The sequence below is a fragment of the Chryseobacterium sp. TB1-D10 genome, from assembly GCF_059803555.1.
In genome coordinates this window covers 48,982-65,487 of record NZ_JAPFHB010000001.1, presented here as the reverse complement: position 1 = coordinate 65,487, position 16,506 = coordinate 48,982, and the positions used below count along the sequence as shown (strand labels likewise).

Here is a 16,506-nt window from a genome sequence, read left to right as displayed (position 1 = left end):
GTGACAATTCTTTAATTCTATTGAAAATTCATTGTGATTGGTAATTGGAAAACTGTTGCAGCAGCTTTTCCTTCTTCCGTCGCTGGTTTCCACACTTTGTTTTCAGTGACTAATTTCATTGTTCTAATCGCTTCATTGTTGAATGTCTGACTTGGACCTTCTGCTCTTACATCCTTTGTTTTTCCGTTTTCATCAATGGTAATATAGACATTTGTCTTTAAAGTTCCATCTTTTTTCCCGAATGCAGAGGAATCAAAATTATTGGAAAAACTGGTTCTCAAAGAATTGAGACCTTCCGGAAATTCTGCTGGTGTAATATCTCTTGCAGGAGGCGGCGGTGGTGGAATTGGCAATTCGTTTTCCTTCATTACTCTTGGCGTTGGAGGAGAAGGAACATTTTTCTTTCCTTTAATTTTTACATTACTTTGAACAGACTTTTTCTGAGGAATTGTGTCCATCTTTAAGGTTTTGGCCGTTGTGATTTCCGGAATTCCAGATTTCACTTCAAGTTTGGTTTCAGAAGCGTAAACTTTTTGGACAAACAGAATGCTTAATCCTGCAAAGGCCGAAACAGCGAGCAATTTTTTGAACTTTTCTAATTTTGATTTTTTGGTGGTCATCATAATAAATCGTTTTTTGGTGTTATTAAAATTGAATTGATTGATTAAGGAAAGATTCTGCGCATTCAAAACTTCGGCGAGAATCAGATTCTGATAATCTTTAATATTGAATTGTTTCTGGACGATCACTTCATCAGCCAGAAATTCGTGGTTGTCTTTAATGGCTTTTTTATAAAAATAAATAGCGGGATTGAACCAGGAAATAGCATTAAGGATTTCTACTAAAATCAAATCGAGAGAATGTTTCTGAACCAAATGTGTCGTCTCGTGCAAGAAAATCCGATGATCTATTTGATCTTCAAAGTGTTTTTTGCTTAGATAAATCTTATTCCAAAAACTGAATGGCGGCAGATCTTTTTCAATTAATTTTACGTTTTGACTTTTATAAATAATATCAGTTCCTTTTAATTTTAAAATTTTTCTAATTGACATCAAAGACCTAATAATCAAAGCAAATGAAATCAGAAAATAAATGATTAAAATCAAATTCATCCAATTGAAATCCGATGTCTGATTTGCTTTCTGAATCAATTGCTGGGTTGTAACTTCTTCAAAAATTAATTGACTTTTCTTTTCTGATATCGACGGCAGATTAATCTTAACAAAAGGAATCGTGTAAGAAAAAATCAAAGCAAACAAAAGGTAAAACCGGTTGAACCGGAATATCTTCTCCCTCTGCAAAAACAAATAGTAAATCGCTATTAATAACAATGAACAAAGGATAATCTTTAAAATTACAGTTTCCATTACGGTTCTATTTCTTTGTCAATAATATCTCTTAGTTCCTTCAGTTGTTTCTGTGAAAGTTTGGAATTCGATGTGAAAAAAGAGGCAAACTGGCTCACGGAACTGTTGAAAAAACGATCAATCATAGAAGTCATTTCGCCTTGGAAATAATCTTCTTTCTTCACTTTCGGGAAATATTCTCTTGAGTTTCCATAAAGCTTATAGCCTACCAGATCTTTGTTCTGCATTCTCTTCAACAATGTTGCAATGGTTGTAGATGCTGGTTTCGGATCGTCGTAATCTTCCAAAATATCTTTCATAAAAACCTTCTCTTTTTTCCAGAGGATTTCCATTAAAATCATTTCGGTTTCTGTCAGTTTTTGTTCGTTCATTCTACAAATTTATATTTTGTTCTACAAATGTAGAATTAAATTTTGAATGGGCAAATTTTGCTGGCATTATTTTTTCATAGAACATTTCAAAATAAATCTTATGTTAAAATCCACATTACCAACACTTTTTTGTTCCTTCTTCCTTTTTTATTCTTGTGGTTGGAAAGGACAACCAAGCAAAGCCACCTCTCTGGAAGAAAAACCAAACACAGATTACAAGCCCGCTTTTGCCGGACAAACCAGAATAACGCCTGTTAAAACTACTACGCCTTACAATGTAGAGGTCCTCAATACTTCCTTAGGAAAACCCTGGGGAATTATCAATTTGCCAGACGGACGATTTCTAATCACGGAAAAATCCGGTTTTATCAATGTGGTTTCCTCTGATGGAAAAATGGTTTCAAAAATCGAAGGTTTTCCCAAAGTTGATTCCAAAGGACAAGGCGGAATGTTGGACGTGGCGCTGGATCCAGATTTCAAAACAAATAACACCATTTATTTCAGCTTTTCTGAACCTTATCAGGATGGCAATCATACAGCGGTGGGAAAAGGCAAACTATCATCAGATTTAAAAACCATTTCTGAGGTAAAAGTTATTTTCCGCGCAACACCAACTTATGATGGTGATAAGCATTACGGAAGTCGATTAGAATTTGACAAAGACGGAAATCTTTTTGTAAGCACAGGTGAAAGATCTGATAAGGAAACGAGAGTTTATGCTCAGAAAACGGACAATTATTTAGGAAAAATACTGAAAATAACGAAAGACGGAAAAGCTGCTCCTGGAAATCCGTTCACCGGAAAAGCAGGTTACAAACCGGAAATCTATGCTTACGGAATCCGAAATCCGCAAGGAATGGCTTTGGATGAAAAAGGACAACTTTGGGACATCGAGATGGGACCAAGAGGCGGTGATGAAATCAACCTGATCCAAGCCGGAAAAAACTATGGCTGGGGAGATGTAAGTTATGGAATCGAATATACCGGACAAAAAATAAATAATGGCACAACTCAGAAAACAGGAACAGAACAACCTGTATATTATTGGGATCCGGTGGTTTCGCCAAGTGGATCAACGTTCTACACAGGTAATATTGAGGAATGGAAAAACAACCTGTTTATTGGCTGCCTTAGCGGAGAACACATCAACAGAATCGTCATCAAAGACAATAAAGTAGTAGGCGAAGAAAGATTGTTGCTAGACCAAAAAGAAAGATTCCGAGATGTAATGAACGGAGCAGACGGTAATCTGTATGGAATTACCGATAGCGGAAAACTCTACAAAGTTTCAAAGAAATAAATTTAAAAATCCTGACTTGTTCAGGATTTTTTTATGCGGTCTGCTTTCTTAATTCCCTGGAAATCCTTCAGATAAAACGGTTCAAAGTAAGCGGTATCTTCAAAATCTTTTTGATTAAATTTCTCAACTGACTTCTTAATTAATCCTTTTGCTGATGGGAAAATATCAGATTTAAATTCTGCATTCGGAAGGTTCAGGATTTCTTGTGCCTTTTTTGCTCCATCGCCAATGAACACAACTTTTTTATCAGCTAATTCTGAAAATGAGCTTTCATCAAGAATTTTTGCTTCAGTTTCCTTTACCATTTCACCGGAAGTTCCATCGAAAAATGCGGTGTAAACTTCCATTCTTCTGGCGTCAATTAATGGGATAATTAGTTCAAAATCTTGATTGACGAATTCTTCCACCATAGAATCCAAAGAATTGATGGCAATCAAAGGGAGTTTCAAACCATAACAAAACCCTTTTGCTGAAGCAGCACCAATTCTGAGACCTGTGTACGAACCCGGACCTTTCCCAAGAGAAATTGCGTCTAAATCTTTCAAAGAAATTTCAGCGCCTTCCAAAGCCCACTCTACGAACGAGTGAAGGCTTTCAGACTGTTTATAATTATCGGAAACTTCTTCGCAAAGACAAAGTATTTCTTCGCCATCGGAAATAGCAACTGAACAGTTTTTGGACGAGGTTTCTATGTGGAGGATTTTCATTGTGCAAATGTAAGAATTTAGAGAATTACGATTTCAAAGCCGCGCTTTGCCTGCTCCATAATTTCCAGATTCCTTTTTGTCGAATCCAGAATTCCAGTACGGAAAGTTTCATTTTGAAGATTTCGTTTTTGTAAAGTCCTTTTACAGCGACAATTCTTCTGATATTAGCAAACTTATTTTTGATTTTAAATTCTTTCAATTCAGTTTGATTGACGGATTGATATTTTACTTTTCCAGACTCAAAATCTGTTTTAAAATCCTGATAATTCTGAACCCAACCGTTGGAATGTCCAAAAGAAACATCAGCAGAAAACAATTCGAGAATTTTGGAATTGTTACTCTGCATCAGAGAATCGAGTCTCGAAACCTGACTCAATAATGCTTTTTTCTGCTTGGAATAATTCTGAGAAAATCCGAAGATAAAATTGAATAAGAAAAGGAATGTCAGAAATTTCATTTTGAAACTAAACATTTCGGTAAATCGTTCTTGGTTCAGCCTGAGCTTTTGGATAAATGGCAATTTCTGCAATCGAAACTCTTTCCGGAGCATTGATGCAATAAGCAATCGTGTCTGCAATATCTTCTGGCAACAAAGGCTGGTAACCTGCATAAACCGTAGCTGCTCTTTCGGAATCACCTTTGAATCTCACTTTTGAAAAATCGGTTTCTACAGCTCCCGGCTGAATATTTGTCACACGGATTCCGAATTCTGTCAACTCCAGTCTCATTCCTTCAGAAATGACGTCGACCGCTTTTTTTGAAGCACAATAAATCACGCCGTTTGCGTATGTTTGTCTTGCGGCCACCGAACTGATGTTGATGATTTGTCCATTTTGTTTTTCTTTCATCAATTTGATAATGGGCTGAGACACGTAAAGCAAACCTTTCACATTGCCGTCCATCATTGCGTTCCAATCGTCCGGATTTCCATCTGCAATTGAGTCTAGTCCGTGCGCATTTCCGGCGTTGTTGATTAAAACATCAATATTTTTCCAATCTTCTGGAAGCGAGCTGATGGCTTCGAAAACCTCATCCGAATTTCTGACATCAAAGCTTAATGTAAAAATTTCTGTTTCTTTTGACAATTCGGATTTCAATTCTTCGAGAATGGTTTTGTTTCTTCCGCAAAGAATGATTCTGTTTTTCTGTTTTGCCAAGAGAATGGCGGTTGATTTTCCTATTCCGGAAGTGGCTCCGGTGATGAATATTGTTTTCAATTTACTTTAGATTTAGACGTACAAAATTAACGTAAAGTCACAAGTATTTTTGAATCTGAACCTAAAAAAAGTCGCAAATAAAACTATGCGACTTTCTTAAGGTTTTTATTGAAATTAATTTATGCCTTTGCGATAAATCTTATTTCTGACTATCAGCCTGGAAATCCAAACTTACAGAATTCATACAGAATCGAGTTCCAGTTGGTGGCGGACCATCATTGAAAACGTGACCTAAATGGGAATCGCATCGTTTGCATAGAACCTCGATTCGCTCCATTCCGTGGGTGGAATCTCGTTTGTAGCTCACACCTTCTTTGTCCGCTTCGAAGAAACTTGGCCAGCCACAAGTGCTTGCAAATTTGGAACTAGAGCGGAACAAATGATTGCCACAAACGGCGCAATAATATTCGCCAAGTTCATCAAATTCATTATATTTTCCTGTGAATGGATATTCCGTATTAGCTTCTCTTGAAATGGCGTAAACTTCCGCCGGAAGGATTTTTTTCCATTCTTCGTTGGAGACGTTTAGTTTGGTTTTATCAGTTCTTGAATAGTAAGGATTGTTTGCGTGTGTGTTATCTTCCATTGTTTTCTGTTGTGTTGGTTGTTTGGTTAAATCGACTTTTTTCTGCGCACATTGCTGCAAAAATAAGGTCATTAATATTAAAAAAACTAATTTTTTCATCTGAGTAAATTTACGAAATCTAATATTAGATTCCATTATCATAAGTTAGTTAAACAAACGCACTCATTCCCGTTATTGAACGTCCGACAATCAACGAGTTGATTTCCTTGGTTCCTTCGTAAGAATAAATCGCTTCTGCATCGGCGACAAATCTGGCAACATCGTGTTCCAAAAGAATGCCGTTTCCGCCCATTACTTCTCTTGCTTGTGCGACAACATCACGCGTTCTAAGGCTACAAAAGACTTTTGCTAATGAAGCGTGTTCATCTTTCAGAATATCCTGATCCTGCATTTCCGAAAGTCTGAAAACTAATGTTTGCATTGCTGTAAGATTGGATAACATTTCCACCAAATGTCCCTGAATCAACTGGAAAGAAGCAATCGGTTTTCCGAATTGTTCGCGTTTTCTGGTGTAGTCCAAAGCGCTCTCATAAGCTCCTCTTGCGCACCCGGTTGCCATCCATGCAACGCCGGCTCTCGTCATTTGAAGAACTTTTGCGGTGTCTTTGAAAGAATTTGCATGTTCCATTTTTTGGGAATCTGCGACGAAACAATCTTTCATCGTAATTAATCCGTTTTGCACAATTCTGAGTGCCATTTTGCCTCTGATTTTTTCAACTGTAAATCCTGGTGTATCTTTTTCTACTATAAATCCTTTCACCTGATTATCGTCTAAATCTTTCGCCCAAATAATGATGACATCAGCAAAAGTTGCATTTCCAATCCATTTTTTCTGTCCGTTCAGAATCCAGCCGCCTTCTACTTTTTTACAAGTTGTTGTCAATCCGCCAGCTGCTCCTGAACCGACTTCTGGCTCGGTCAATCCAAATGCGCCAATCAGATCGAATTGCTGCATTCCGGGAAGATATTTTTGTTTTTGTTCCTCAGAACCACACATATAAATTGAACCCATCGACAAGCCGGACTGAACACCGAAAAACGTTGCCAATGATGCATCAACTCTGGCGATTTCCATTGCAATAACGCCTTCCATCAAGAAAGGTAAATTCGGACAGCCGTAACCTTCGTAAGTCACACCGCAGAGATTCAGTTTTTTGAATTTTGGGATGAGTTCGTGTGGGAAATCGTCCGTCAGCCAATATCTGTTGACCAGAGGTTTGGCTTCTTTTTCCATAAACTCACGGACTTTCAGTTGGATGGCTCGTTGCTCGTCCGTCAGTTTCAAATGTAGTTCGTAAAAGTCGCCGTTGATGGGTGGTAATTCTCTATTCTTGCCAGAAGAATCCAGCATTTTGGTCAAACTATTCAATTGATTTTTATCAAGTTTTGAAAACTGATGCATCAATTTTGGAAGGTCGACTTTTTGTGAGATTTGGGAGAGTTGGTCTATGTCGATATTTTTTAAAAGGTTGAAAACGCCTTTAATATTGGAGATTGTGCTGTTCATAGATTCTGTTTTTATAATTAATGCAATTAATATTCCTAAAAAGAACTTACAATTCTAATCTTATCGACTATTTTCTGAAAATCTATTTTACAAAAATATGATTATCAATATTTTAAAATCTGGATTGATTTACAATTAGTTTCGGATTGATTTGCAGAATTACTTTCATTTTAATTATCAATTTTGAGAAAAGAGGTTTCAAATAATTGACAAAACTTGAATTGGAAACGAATCCCGCAGCCCGACTTGAGTGGAGCTCTTTTTTTGCGATTGGAAAAGCCTGGCAAAAAAAGCGGGAACGGAAGACGGATTAAGCTGCCCAAAATTTAAAAATTTAATTTCTAAAATAATCTATTATGAAATCGTTTGCGATTCCATTTTACCATTAAAAAACAAATAAAATATATTCAAAATGAAAACGAAAATCTTATCAATCAGCTTAAGTGCATTAATTTTAATTGGATGTAATAAAAAAGACTACGTCGATTCAAATGCAGATTATGAAACCACAGCTTCTGCTGACAGTATTTCTGTGGCTGCGACCCAACAAATCGAAGGCAAGCAATTTGTGAAAACTGCGGAAGTGGATATGGAAGTGAAGGACGTTTATGGGGCAAAAATCTCGATTGAAAAACATTTGATTTCGCTTGGTGGATTTGTAACGCAGAGCCGAATGGAAGCGCAGACTTTGTCGGAAAATACTTATAATATTTCTGATGAATCGTCGATGTTGATAAGGAAATTTCAGAATCAGAATAGAATGCAAGTGCGCATTCTAACAGATAAACTGGGGGAGTTTTTGGATTTCATAAATGATAAAAAAGTGTTTCTTAATTCCAGAATTATTTCTGCGGAAGATGTGACGGAGAATATCAAATTGTCTAAAATGGAAGCGGAAAGACAAACGAAAACCAGCACGAATATTTCTCAACTGAAAGCCGGAAAAGACAAGGTAAAACTGGATGACGAAAATATGTCCAAGCGAATTCTCAAAAATATTCTGATGAAATCCTTGCCGACCAACTGAAATATTCCACGGTTGATATTTACATCAAAGAACCAAGCACGAGTGTGGTGAAAATCCTAATTGTCAACACCAAAAACGTCGATAACGAATACAAATACAATTTCTTTTTCGATGTGAAAAATGCTTTTGTGGAAGGCTTTTATTTGATTCAGCAGATTTTTGTTTTTCTGATTTCGATTTGGCCGATTGTTTTGATTTTAGGATTGGTATTTTATTTTTGGAGAAGGAGAAAAGCATTTGTGAAAAGTGAGAAATAGTTTTATCGCAAAGGCACAGGAAATTTATATTCGATGCTTAAAAGTCGCAAAGTTCAATTTGCGACTTTTATCAGTGTTTATAGAAAATAATTCCGCCTTTGCGTTTGGATAATTTTTATTTCCTAATTTTGAAAAACGATGTTGAGAAAACTGCAACTTTTTTTTATGATTTTCTGTTTGGGGATTTTTGTGTTTCCGAAGCAGAATTTCAATGCGCAAGTTGCTCAGAGTTCTTGTTGTGAATCTCAATCCAATAATTCTGACTGTTGTGAGAAAGAAGATTCTTCTTCCAAATCTTGCAGTCACGATTCCAAGAAAGAAAAAGACTGCAAAGACAATTGCACGACTTGCAAAACCTGCAGTTCCGGATTCGTGTTTTCTGTTGTTCTGAATAACTTCGACAACAAACTGAGAACTCCTATTTTCCAAATCGAAAATCAATACTCTTATTATTCTCAATTGCCATTAGCACGAGCATTCATTATTTGGCAACCGCCTAAACTTGGTTAATTTTTATTGAATTTTATCTTTATAAAGTCTTCGAGAGCCTCAGACTGACAATTCAGTTGACAATTTCGCAAAGACTTCATTAGTCAAACAATTAAAATTAATCAAAATGAATTCTATTATAAAATCAGGGATTTTGTTCCTATCTATATTTCTATTTTCAAACTTTTCTGCGCAGACAAAAACCTTCAAAGCAAAAGTAGAAGGCAATTGCGGAATGTGCAAAGAACGCATCGAATCTGTTGCAAAATTCGACAAGAACGTAAAATCTGCCGTCTGGAGCGTGAGCAAAAAAACCTTGACTGTTAGTTATGACGCTTCGAAAACCGACAAAAAAGCAATCCTAAAAAGCATTGCTGAAGTTGGTCACGACAACGAAATGTTCCGTGCATCCAGCAAAGTCTATGATGAGTTGGAAGTTTGTTGCCAGTACGACCGTTCGGACAACAGTAAGTTGGCGAAAAACTGCGACCCAAAACAAGTTTGCGAACTTAAATAATCCATTTAAAATTTTTGACGATGAACAATTTAAGTAAAAAACTGATGTTTTTTGTGCTGTTGCTGATGTCTGTTTTTTCCTTTGCCCAAGCTGTGACAGAACAGTTTTTGGTGAAAGGGAACTGCAATATGTGCAAAGCCAGAATAGAAACTACTGCGACAAAAGCGGGCGCAATCTCTGCCAATTGGAGCGCAGAAACTCAAACCTTGACAATGGTTTTGGACGAATCCAAAGTCACTTGCGACACAATTCTAAAACAAGTGGCAGAAGCCGGACACGACAACGAGAAATTCAAAGCGTCGGAAGATGCTTACAAAGCTTTGCCTGCGTGTTGCCTTTACACGAGAGGTTCTGATAAAAATGAAAATGCCCACACAGATTCGGATTCGAATGCAAAGCAAATCGAAGGTGTGAAAATTACCCGAGAAAAAGAAGCAACCGCAATCAGCAAGAAAGAAGCTGGATTGATTTTCAATATCAGTTCGAAAGAATTATTGAAAGCGGCGTGCTGTAATCTCTCGGAAAGTTTTGAAACTAACGCGACTGTGGATGTTTCTTTCAGCAATGCGGTGACCGGAACCAAGCAATTGAAAATGTTAGGATTAGACCAAAAATACACTTTGCTGACCAAAGAACAATTGCCTGAAATCCGTGGTTTGGCTTCGGCTTATGGTCTGAATTTCATTCCAGGAAAATGGATTGGTGGAATCCAATTGACGAAAGGTGGAAGTACAGTTGTGAACGGTTACGAAAGTATTACAGGACAAATCAATACGGAACTTTTGAAAACCCACGATGATGATAAAAAATCGGAAACGGAAATCAATCTTTTTTCAGATAACAACGGCCGTGTTGAAGCCAATGTAACGAGCACTTCTCCAATTTCTGACAAATGGAATCAAAGTGTTTTGCTTCACGGAAACGGAACTTTTGGCGACACAGATATGAACGATGATGGCTTTCTCGACAGACCAAAAGGAAGTCAGTTAAATGTAGCTTATTTGCTGAATTACAATGATTTGGAAGACTCTGGATTCGCTTCGCACTTCGGAATTAATTTTTTGAAAGATGAACGAACAGCCGGACAAATTGGATTTAATAAAAGAATTCCGCAGAAAGACCAATCGCTTTACGGAGTTGGGATTGATATTTCGAGATTCCAATTGTGGAACAAAACGGGTTATGTTTTCAAAGGGAAACCTTATCAAAGTCTCGGCTGGATGAATCAACTGACTTATCATCAGCAAGATAGCTTTTTCGGATTGAGAAATTATTATGGAAAAGAAACGTCTTATTATTCCAATTTAATTTTCGAAAGCATCATCGGAAATACAAATAACAAATATAAAGTCGGGGCGAGTTTCCTTTATGACAAGTACGATGAAGATTATCTTTTGGACCATTACAAAAGAACTGAAACTGTTCCGGGATTGTTTGCAGAATATACTTTGACAGGCGAAAAATTCACTTTGGTGACAGGCGCTCGTGTTGATTTTCACAATCTTGCAGGAACGCAGTTTACGCCGAGAATGAATTTCAAATATGACTTGACGCCGAAAACTATTTTCAGAATTTCAGCCGGAAGAGGTTTCCGAACTGCAAATATCTTTGCGGAAAGTCAGGCTTATTTTGCTTCGAATCGAGAAATCCAAGTCATTAACAATGGTGGAGAAATCTACGGTTTGAAACCAGAAATCGCTTGGAATTATGGTGTGAGTCTTCAGCAGGAATTCAAATTATTTGGAAGAAAATCCAGTATTTTGGCGGATTTCTTTAGAACGGATTTCCAGAATCAAGTCGTAACCGATTTGGATGAGTCTGCTCAGAAAATTTTATTCTATAATCTTGAAGGAAAATCTTTTGCGAACAGTTTTCAGACACAATGGGATTTTCAGCCATTGAAAAATCTGGAATTCCGAGTGGCTTACAAATATTATGATGTGGCTTTGGATTACCTGAGTGGATTGAAAAAAGTGCCTTTTATGGCTAAACATCGTGGATTTGCAAACGTGGCTTATTCAACCAATAAAACGGAAAAAGGCAGATTCTGGAGCTTTGACACGACATTAAATTTAGTCGGAAAACAAAGACTTCCAAACACAAAATCAAATCCTGCAGAATTCCAGATTGGAGATTATTCACCAAGTTATTCTACTTTGAATGCTCAGATTTCAAGGAATTTTTCCGAGAAAATCAGAGTTTATTTGGGCGGAGAGAATTTGACCGGTTATCAGCAGAAAGTTGCGATTCTTGACGCTGCTAATCCTTTCGGAAATTACTTTGACGGCGGAATGGTTTATGCGCCGATTATGAAGCAGAATTTCTATGTTGGTGTGGATTTTAAGTTTTAAAACTAATTCCTAATTAGCAATAGAAAATTTTATTAACCACATAGACACATAGTTTTTTGTATGGATTTAAGATAAAATAGATGTGAATTCTATACTTTCTTTTATCAAAGCATATTTTACATTTTTCTATATGCCTATGTGGTTTTATTATTCTAAACAGTGTTTTAATTTAAAAATATTAAATTTGATAAAATTAGAAAATTGAAAAAAATAACAATCCTTATAATAAGCGTTGCACTTTTATATTCGTGTGACAAGGCAAAGACAAGTACAACCGAAGCGGAAGTTGTGAAAAGCGATTCGGCAGTTGTTGGGAATGATTCCGCAACGTCGGTTTCTACGGCAGAAAATGCGGTAACTCCAGCGCCATTGAACGCGTCTCCAGTTGCTTCAACTTCTGGAAAACCAGCACTAAATCCTGCTCACGGACAGCCGTATCACCGTTGCGAAATTGCCGTTGGAGCGCCAATCGACAGTGCGCCGTCTCAGCAACAAGCAACGCCACAAGCGCAAACGCCATCAATCTTAAGTCCAAATGTTGCGCCTGCACCGCAAGCTCAATCACTTGGACCAAAACCAGCGACGAATCCTGCTCACGGCGAACCTCATCACCGTTGTGATTTGGCTGTTGGTGCGCCTTTGACTTAGAATTTTTGAATCTATAAAAAAATGCAACTTTTAGAAGTTGCATTTTTTGTTTTGTTATGAATATTTTGAATAATTTTAAGCTTCCTGATTGTAAAAACCTTGCATCAACTCATTCGCTTTTTCGAAGTCGTTTTCTGAGACTTTTAGCTGAACACCGCCACTTGTCGTGTTGAACAAATTGTACGTATTAGCCAAAATATTCCCGAAAACAAAGGTTTCTACGCCATTGGTTTCTAAGAAAATTTTGAGCATTTCTGCTTCTATTTCTGTATTGAATATTTTGAGGGTGACTAATTCCATTTTTATGATTTTTTGAGAATTGCTTGATTGATTTCGTTAATCAATTCCGGACCTTCGTAGATAAATCCTGTGTAAAGCTGAACAAGACTCGCGCCAGCTTCCAGTTTTTCTATCGCATCTTGCGCCGTGTGAATTCCACCAACGCCAATGATTGGGAATGCTTTTCCACTTTTTTCGGAGAGAAATCTGATGACTTCTGTCGAGCGTTTTGTCAAAGGTTTTCCGGAAAGTCCGCCGGCTTCGGTTTTATTTTCTGAGATTAAATTTTCTCTTGACAACGTCGTATTCGTCGCAATCACGCCCGCGATTTGAGTTTCTTTAATGATATCAATAATATCCAAAAGTTGCTCATCTGTCAAATCCGGTGCGATTTTCAGAAGAATTGGTTTTTGTTTTGGCTTTTCGAGATTGAGGTTTTGAAGCGTCGACAACAATTCTGTCAAAGGTTTTTTGTCTTGCAATTCACGGAGATTTGGTGTGTTTGGGGAACTGACATTCACAACGAAATAATCCACGTACGTAAATAATTTTTCGAAACAGATTTTATAATCGTTGACGGCTTCTTCGTTTGGCGTCACTTTATTTTTTCCGATGTTTCCGCCGATGAGAACGTTTTTATTTTTCTTCAAACGTTCAATCGCTTCGTCCACACCACCATTATTGAAACCCATTCGGTTGATTATTGCAGAATCTTCTTTTAGTCTGAACAATCGTTTTTTATCATTTCCAGCCTGAGGTTTCGGTGTCAAAGTTCCGATTTCTATGAATCCAAAACCAAGGTCAGAAAGTTCATTGAAGAGTTTTGCGTCTTTATCAAAACCTGCGGCCAGACCAACCGGATTTTTGAATTTCAATCCGAAAACTTCACGCTCGAGACGTTTGTCAACAATTGGTTTTGGTAAAAATAATTTGGCCAGAAAACCAAAATTCTTGAGAGCAGAAAAGGTAAAGTGATGAACTTCTTCTGGGTCGAATTTGAAAAGAAGCGGACGAATTAGGCTTTTGTACATCGGAGAAAAGTTTTACAAAAATACAGAATTGAAATTCAATTAAAGAGATATTTAAGCAAAAAGGCAATCACTTAAAACGATAAGTAATTGCCTGAAATATTTTCCAATGGTTTCTTTTTCTACTTGTTTCCAAGTTTTTCCAGATATTCTCCCAAAGGAATATCGAGTCCTATACCGTAGAAAGTGCCGTAAGGAAAGCTTCTGTTTTTAACAAAAGGAAAGCCCAAAACCACATTAAAGTCTAAGGAATTATAGAACCTTAAGCCTGTTGCAATACCTGCGTGTGCGAAATTAAAATTTTGGTTTGTTGTCGTATTCGCTAAAGAATAAAGAAGTCCGGAACCATATATTGCGACATACCAGTCATTTATAAAAGGTGATTTTTTATTGAGATAGACATCACTTTTGATGACATTTTCATAGCCTCGGTATTTTTTGAAATCTAAAATTTTGAATCTGACACCAATTTTCTCAGATGCAAAACCAATATTCCTAATCTCTTCTGTGGCTTCTCCATTTTTTGAAGGAAATGTGAACTTATTAAAAAAGAAATTTTGGTTTAGTCCAAGCGTTAGATATAATGAAAATCTGGATGTGTTGTTTCTCTCATAATACTGCTGCAAATCATTTAAAAAAGAAACAACATCTATTTCTACATATTCTTTTTCTGCATTAGGATTGATCAAAGTGTATTTTTTTATTCCATTTACAAATATCTGATAACTGTCTTTGAAAGCTCCTTCCGGAAGTTCTTCTGATATTTTTCCACTGTTTTCTCTCATCAGATCTATAATGCTTGAGTACGTGTCTGCTTTATCGAGTCTTCCAAGATTTCCTATAAATTCAAATAATGAGAGCAGATTTTCAGAGTATTTTATATTGAGTTGCTTGTTCGTTAAAAGTTTAATCTTTAGTAGTGGTGTCAGGTTTTTGATGCTGACAATTATGTCTTTATAATATTGGGAATTCTCATTGTCCAAAGTTTTTACAAGTACGATTTCCTTTAAAATATCATTTTCCAGAAAGGAAATATCTGACAGCGTGTAATCTTTATCTGTTCGTAGATAATTTAATTTTTCGAATAAAGACGGTATTATCTTGACGAGCGATTCCTTTACTTCCGTATTATTTTCATTAATATAAATATTTTCTGAACTCTCTATCTGTGCAATCAAAAAATCAATATAGGCTTTAAAGAAAGTACTCGTTTTAGCAATATTTTTATTTGCTTCTCTGATTTGGAAATCAAGTTCTTCAATGTTTTTATTGAAATTTTTATTAAATTCTTCGAGGTTTTTTTTATTCTCGATCTGTGTGTTTTTTAGTTCATCGTTTATTTTATAAATTACAGAAATACTATCGATTTTATTTACAATGCGTTTCAGGCTTGTTTCTTTATTTTGTGCATTTAGCTCGGTTGTACTGAATATCGAATCTTTTACTTTCTTTTCGTTCCTGACGATTTCCAAACTTTTTTTATAGCTTGTTGGATCTTTTGTAATACTTTCGATTCTCTTTGACGGCAAAGGTTTTATTTCAAATTTATCTATTGAGGAGTAAAGCGACTCAAGCTTTGGCAGATCTTTTTTAAGCGCATCAGATTTCAATTTAATATTGTTGTAGATGTTCACAATATTGTTGTTTTTTTCCGAATTATTTTTCAGAAAAACATCCGTAGCGTCCAGGTCTTTTATAGGATTATTGCCTATAGTTGCTATCTTGAATTCTTTAAGTTTAAGAATATCATTTTTTATGGATAGTAAATTGTTTAGTTTAAGCAATTCATTCTGTACATCTGCATTAACCAAAGATTTATCTTTCAAAAAAGCATTTATCTCATCATAATTCAGCTGGCTCAAATAAATATTCGTCAGCTCCTCTCCAATATTGCCAACGTTGGAGATTTTCGCTTCACTTAGAAATGTTTTAATAATATCGTAATTTTCAATATATGGATTTATCGCATTATTGATACTTTCTTTTATTTGTTTGTCTTTTTCTTCACTTACAAAAGGCGCCTGCTCTTCCCTGTAATCAATTTTATTTTTAAAAAAACCTTTCTTTATAAGCCTTTCGTTTTCTGATAAAGCCAAACTCACCAAATCCAGCTTTTGTCCGAACCTGAATTTAGTACTATCGAGATTTATAAATTTAACACTATCTACATTTTTCTTTAAAAGATATCTTTTGATTTTCCGTATTTCTTTTTCTTTTTTATCAAGATCTGATAGAGTGTTCTTCGCCTCTTCTGTTTTTCTTTCTTCTATTACTTTTCTTAATGTGTTTTCGATGTTTATTTTGTCGTTTTCTAAGGCTTTCAGAGACTTAAATTTTTCATCGAATGAAAGCATTTTAATATTCGCAATGTAATCTGTACTGTAGTTTATTTTGACATTGTTCTCAAATATTTTCGAATCCAATTTTTCCAGAGCTTTCGTCACACCTAAAGCAATCGCATAATTGGTCGTCAGTTCCAAAACTTCCTTTTCTATAACTTGAGGATTTTTCTCGTTCAGGAGAATATTCAGGCAATTCTGAACATAAAAACGAGTGGTATAATTGGTATCCGGAAACATTTTGAACATAAAGCGTTTCAGGGCTTCTTTTTTCAGTTCCTTTTGTTTCTCCATTATGATTTTAGTAAGAACTTCTACATCTATAGTTCCTTTATTCATAGTTAACGTTTCCAGACCAATTCCCAAAGTGGGATTTATCTGGCTGTAGTTTATGCTATACAGAAATAGCATAAAAAAAAGGATTGTTTTTCTCATGGCTTTTGTTTTTGTTGTGAAAATTTTAGTTTTTTGAAATAAAGTTTTTTTGATTTTAAATTTACAATTTTATTCTTTTAC

The 16,506-nt window shown here is 35.9% G+C and carries 17 protein-coding genes; 7 read left to right on the top strand and 10 right to left on the bottom strand.

Going from position 1 to position 16,506, the window contains the following annotated elements; genetic code table 11:
• Positions 1 to 17 precede the first annotated feature (17 nt).
• Positions 18 to 1,367, bottom strand: coding sequence for a M56 family metallopeptidase (locus OPU68_RS00295; RefSeq protein WP_498471941.1), 1,350 nt, complete (start codon positions 1,365 to 1,367; stop codon positions 18 to 20).
• A complete protein-coding gene (locus OPU68_RS00290; protein ID WP_498471939.1) occupies positions 1,367 to 1,738 on the bottom strand; it encodes a BlaI/MecI/CopY family transcriptional regulator in 372 nt (123 codons plus the stop codon). The genes OPU68_RS00295 and OPU68_RS00290 overlap by 1 nt, the downstream gene beginning before the upstream one ends.
• Before the next feature lie 100 nt (positions 1,739 to 1,838).
• On the opposite strand from OPU68_RS00290, the gene OPU68_RS00285 reads away from it, so the two are divergent.
• The gene (locus OPU68_RS00285) at positions 1,839 to 3,038 is read left to right on the top strand and encodes a PQQ-dependent sugar dehydrogenase (protein ID WP_498471938.1); all 1,200 of its coding nucleotides are present in this window, start codon (positions 1,839 to 1,841) and stop codon (positions 3,036 to 3,038) included.
• Between the two features lie 20 nt (positions 3,039 to 3,058).
• Here the strand turns inward: OPU68_RS00285 and tsaB are convergent, their stop codons facing one another.
• The 5 genes from tsaB to OPU68_RS00260 all read right to left on the bottom strand — a co-directional run bounded on the left by tsaB (position 3,059) and on the right by OPU68_RS00260 (position 7,055).
• Positions 3,059 to 3,745: a tRNA (adenosine(37)-N6)-threonylcarbamoyltransferase complex dimerization subunit type 1 TsaB gene (gene tsaB, locus OPU68_RS00280; protein WP_498471937.1), complete on the bottom strand. Its 687-nt coding sequence runs from the start codon at positions 3,743 to 3,745 to the stop codon at positions 3,059 to 3,061.
• A 25-nt stretch (positions 3,746 to 3,770) separates the two neighbouring features.
• A complete protein-coding gene (locus OPU68_RS00275; RefSeq protein ID WP_498471935.1) occupies positions 3,771 to 4,202 on the bottom strand; it encodes a nuclear transport factor 2 family protein in 432 nt (143 codons plus the stop codon).
• A gap of 7 nt (positions 4,203 to 4,209) precedes the next feature.
• Positions 4,210 to 4,962 carry an SDR family NAD(P)-dependent oxidoreductase gene (locus OPU68_RS00270; RefSeq protein ID WP_498471934.1) on the bottom strand — a complete coding sequence of 251 codons (753 nt, stop codon included), beginning with the start codon at positions 4,960 to 4,962 and terminating at the stop codon, positions 4,210 to 4,212.
• 139 nt (positions 4,963 to 5,101) lie between these two features.
• Positions 5,102 to 5,647: a peptide-methionine (R)-S-oxide reductase MsrB gene (gene msrB / locus OPU68_RS00265; RefSeq protein WP_498471933.1), complete on the bottom strand. Its 546-nt coding sequence runs from the start codon at positions 5,645 to 5,647 to the stop codon at positions 5,102 to 5,104.
• A gap of 49 nt (positions 5,648 to 5,696) precedes the next feature.
• A complete protein-coding gene (locus OPU68_RS00260; RefSeq protein ID WP_498471932.1) occupies positions 5,697 to 7,055 on the bottom strand; it encodes an acyl-CoA dehydrogenase family protein in 1,359 nt (452 codons plus the stop codon).
• A gap of 412 nt (positions 7,056 to 7,467) precedes the next feature.
• Between OPU68_RS00260 and OPU68_RS00255 the strand changes: the two genes are divergently transcribed.
• From OPU68_RS00255 to OPU68_RS00230, 6 genes are all read left to right on the top strand, one after another.
• Positions 7,468 to 8,082 (top strand): DUF4349 domain-containing protein, encoded by a 615-nt coding sequence (locus tag OPU68_RS00255; RefSeq protein ID WP_498471931.1) that lies wholly within the window; start codon positions 7,468 to 7,470, stop codon positions 8,080 to 8,082.
• A gap of 47 nt (positions 8,083 to 8,129) precedes the next feature.
• Positions 8,130 to 8,339 (top strand): hypothetical protein, encoded by a 210-nt coding sequence (locus OPU68_RS00250; protein ID WP_498471930.1) that lies wholly within the window; start codon positions 8,130 to 8,132, stop codon positions 8,337 to 8,339.
• 138 nt (positions 8,340 to 8,477) lie between these two features.
• The gene (locus OPU68_RS00245; protein WP_498471929.1) at positions 8,478 to 8,849 is read left to right on the top strand and encodes a hypothetical protein; all 372 of its coding nucleotides are present in this window, start codon (positions 8,478 to 8,480) and stop codon (positions 8,847 to 8,849) included.
• A gap of 106 nt (positions 8,850 to 8,955) precedes the next feature.
• Entirely contained in the window at positions 8,956 to 9,345 is a 390-nt protein-coding gene (locus tag OPU68_RS00240; protein ID WP_498471928.1) for a heavy-metal-associated domain-containing protein, read from the top strand.
• Between the two features lie 20 nt (positions 9,346 to 9,365).
• Positions 9,366 to 11,696, top strand: coding sequence for a TonB-dependent receptor domain-containing protein (locus OPU68_RS00235; RefSeq protein WP_498471927.1), 2,331 nt, complete (start codon positions 9,366 to 9,368; stop codon positions 11,694 to 11,696).
• Positions 11,697 to 11,897: 201 nt separating this feature from the next.
• The gene (locus OPU68_RS00230; protein ID WP_498471925.1) at positions 11,898 to 12,344 is read left to right on the top strand and encodes a hypothetical protein; all 447 of its coding nucleotides are present in this window, start codon (positions 11,898 to 11,900) and stop codon (positions 12,342 to 12,344) included.
• A gap of 75 nt (positions 12,345 to 12,419) precedes the next feature.
• Here the strand turns inward: OPU68_RS00230 and OPU68_RS00225 are convergent, their stop codons facing one another.
• From OPU68_RS00225 to OPU68_RS00215, 3 genes are all read right to left on the bottom strand, one after another.
• The gene (locus OPU68_RS00225; protein ID WP_498471924.1) at positions 12,420 to 12,644 is read right to left on the bottom strand and encodes a putative signal transducing protein; all 225 of its coding nucleotides are present in this window, start codon (positions 12,642 to 12,644) and stop codon (positions 12,420 to 12,422) included.
• Between the two features lie 2 nt (positions 12,645 to 12,646).
• The gene (locus OPU68_RS00220) at positions 12,647 to 13,654 is read right to left on the bottom strand and encodes a quinone-dependent dihydroorotate dehydrogenase (RefSeq protein WP_498471923.1); all 1,008 of its coding nucleotides are present in this window, start codon (positions 13,652 to 13,654) and stop codon (positions 12,647 to 12,649) included.
• A gap of 119 nt (positions 13,655 to 13,773) precedes the next feature.
• Positions 13,774 to 16,425 (bottom strand): hypothetical protein, encoded by a 2,652-nt coding sequence (locus OPU68_RS00215; protein WP_498471922.1) that lies wholly within the window; start codon positions 16,423 to 16,425, stop codon positions 13,774 to 13,776.
• Positions 16,426 to 16,506 lie beyond the last annotated feature (81 nt).

Coding starts and splice junctions, on each gene's coding strand:
- OPU68_RS00295 (WP_498471941.1), bottom strand. CDS start 1,367: ATGGAAACTGTAATTTTAAAGATTATCCTTTGTTCATTGTTATTAATA.
- OPU68_RS00290 (WP_498471939.1), bottom strand. CDS start 1,738: ATGAACGAACAAAAACTGACAGAAACCGAAATGATTTTAATGGAAATC.
- OPU68_RS00285 (WP_498471938.1), top strand. CDS start 1,839: ATGTTAAAATCCACATTACCAACACTTTTTTGTTCCTTCTTCCTTTTT.
- tsaB (WP_498471937.1), bottom strand. CDS start 3,745: ATGAAAATCCTCCACATAGAAACCTCGTCCAAAAACTGTTCAGTTGCT.
- OPU68_RS00275 (WP_498471935.1), bottom strand. CDS start 4,202: ATGAAATTTCTGACATTCCTTTTCTTATTCAATTTTATCTTCGGATTT.
- msrB (WP_498471933.1), bottom strand. CDS start 5,647: ATGAAAAAATTAGTTTTTTTAATATTAATGACCTTATTTTTGCAGCAA.
- OPU68_RS00260 (WP_498471932.1), bottom strand. CDS start 7,055: ATGAACAGCACAATCTCCAATATTAAAGGCGTTTTCAACCTTTTAAAA.
- OPU68_RS00255 (WP_498471931.1), top strand. CDS start 7,468: ATGAAAACGAAAATCTTATCAATCAGCTTAAGTGCATTAATTTTAATT.
- OPU68_RS00245 (WP_498471929.1), top strand. CDS start 8,478: ATGTTGAGAAAACTGCAACTTTTTTTTATGATTTTCTGTTTGGGGATT.
- OPU68_RS00240 (WP_498471928.1), top strand. CDS start 8,956: ATGAATTCTATTATAAAATCAGGGATTTTGTTCCTATCTATATTTCTA.
- OPU68_RS00235 (WP_498471927.1), top strand. CDS start 9,366: ATGAACAATTTAAGTAAAAAACTGATGTTTTTTGTGCTGTTGCTGATG.
- OPU68_RS00225 (WP_498471924.1), bottom strand. CDS start 12,644: ATGGAATTAGTCACCCTCAAAATATTCAATACAGAAATAGAAGCAGAA.
- OPU68_RS00220 (WP_498471923.1), bottom strand. CDS start 13,654: ATGTACAAAAGCCTAATTCGTCCGCTTCTTTTCAAATTCGACCCAGAA.
- OPU68_RS00215 (WP_498471922.1), bottom strand. CDS start 16,425: ATGAGAAAAACAATCCTTTTTTTTATGCTATTTCTGTATAGCATAAAC.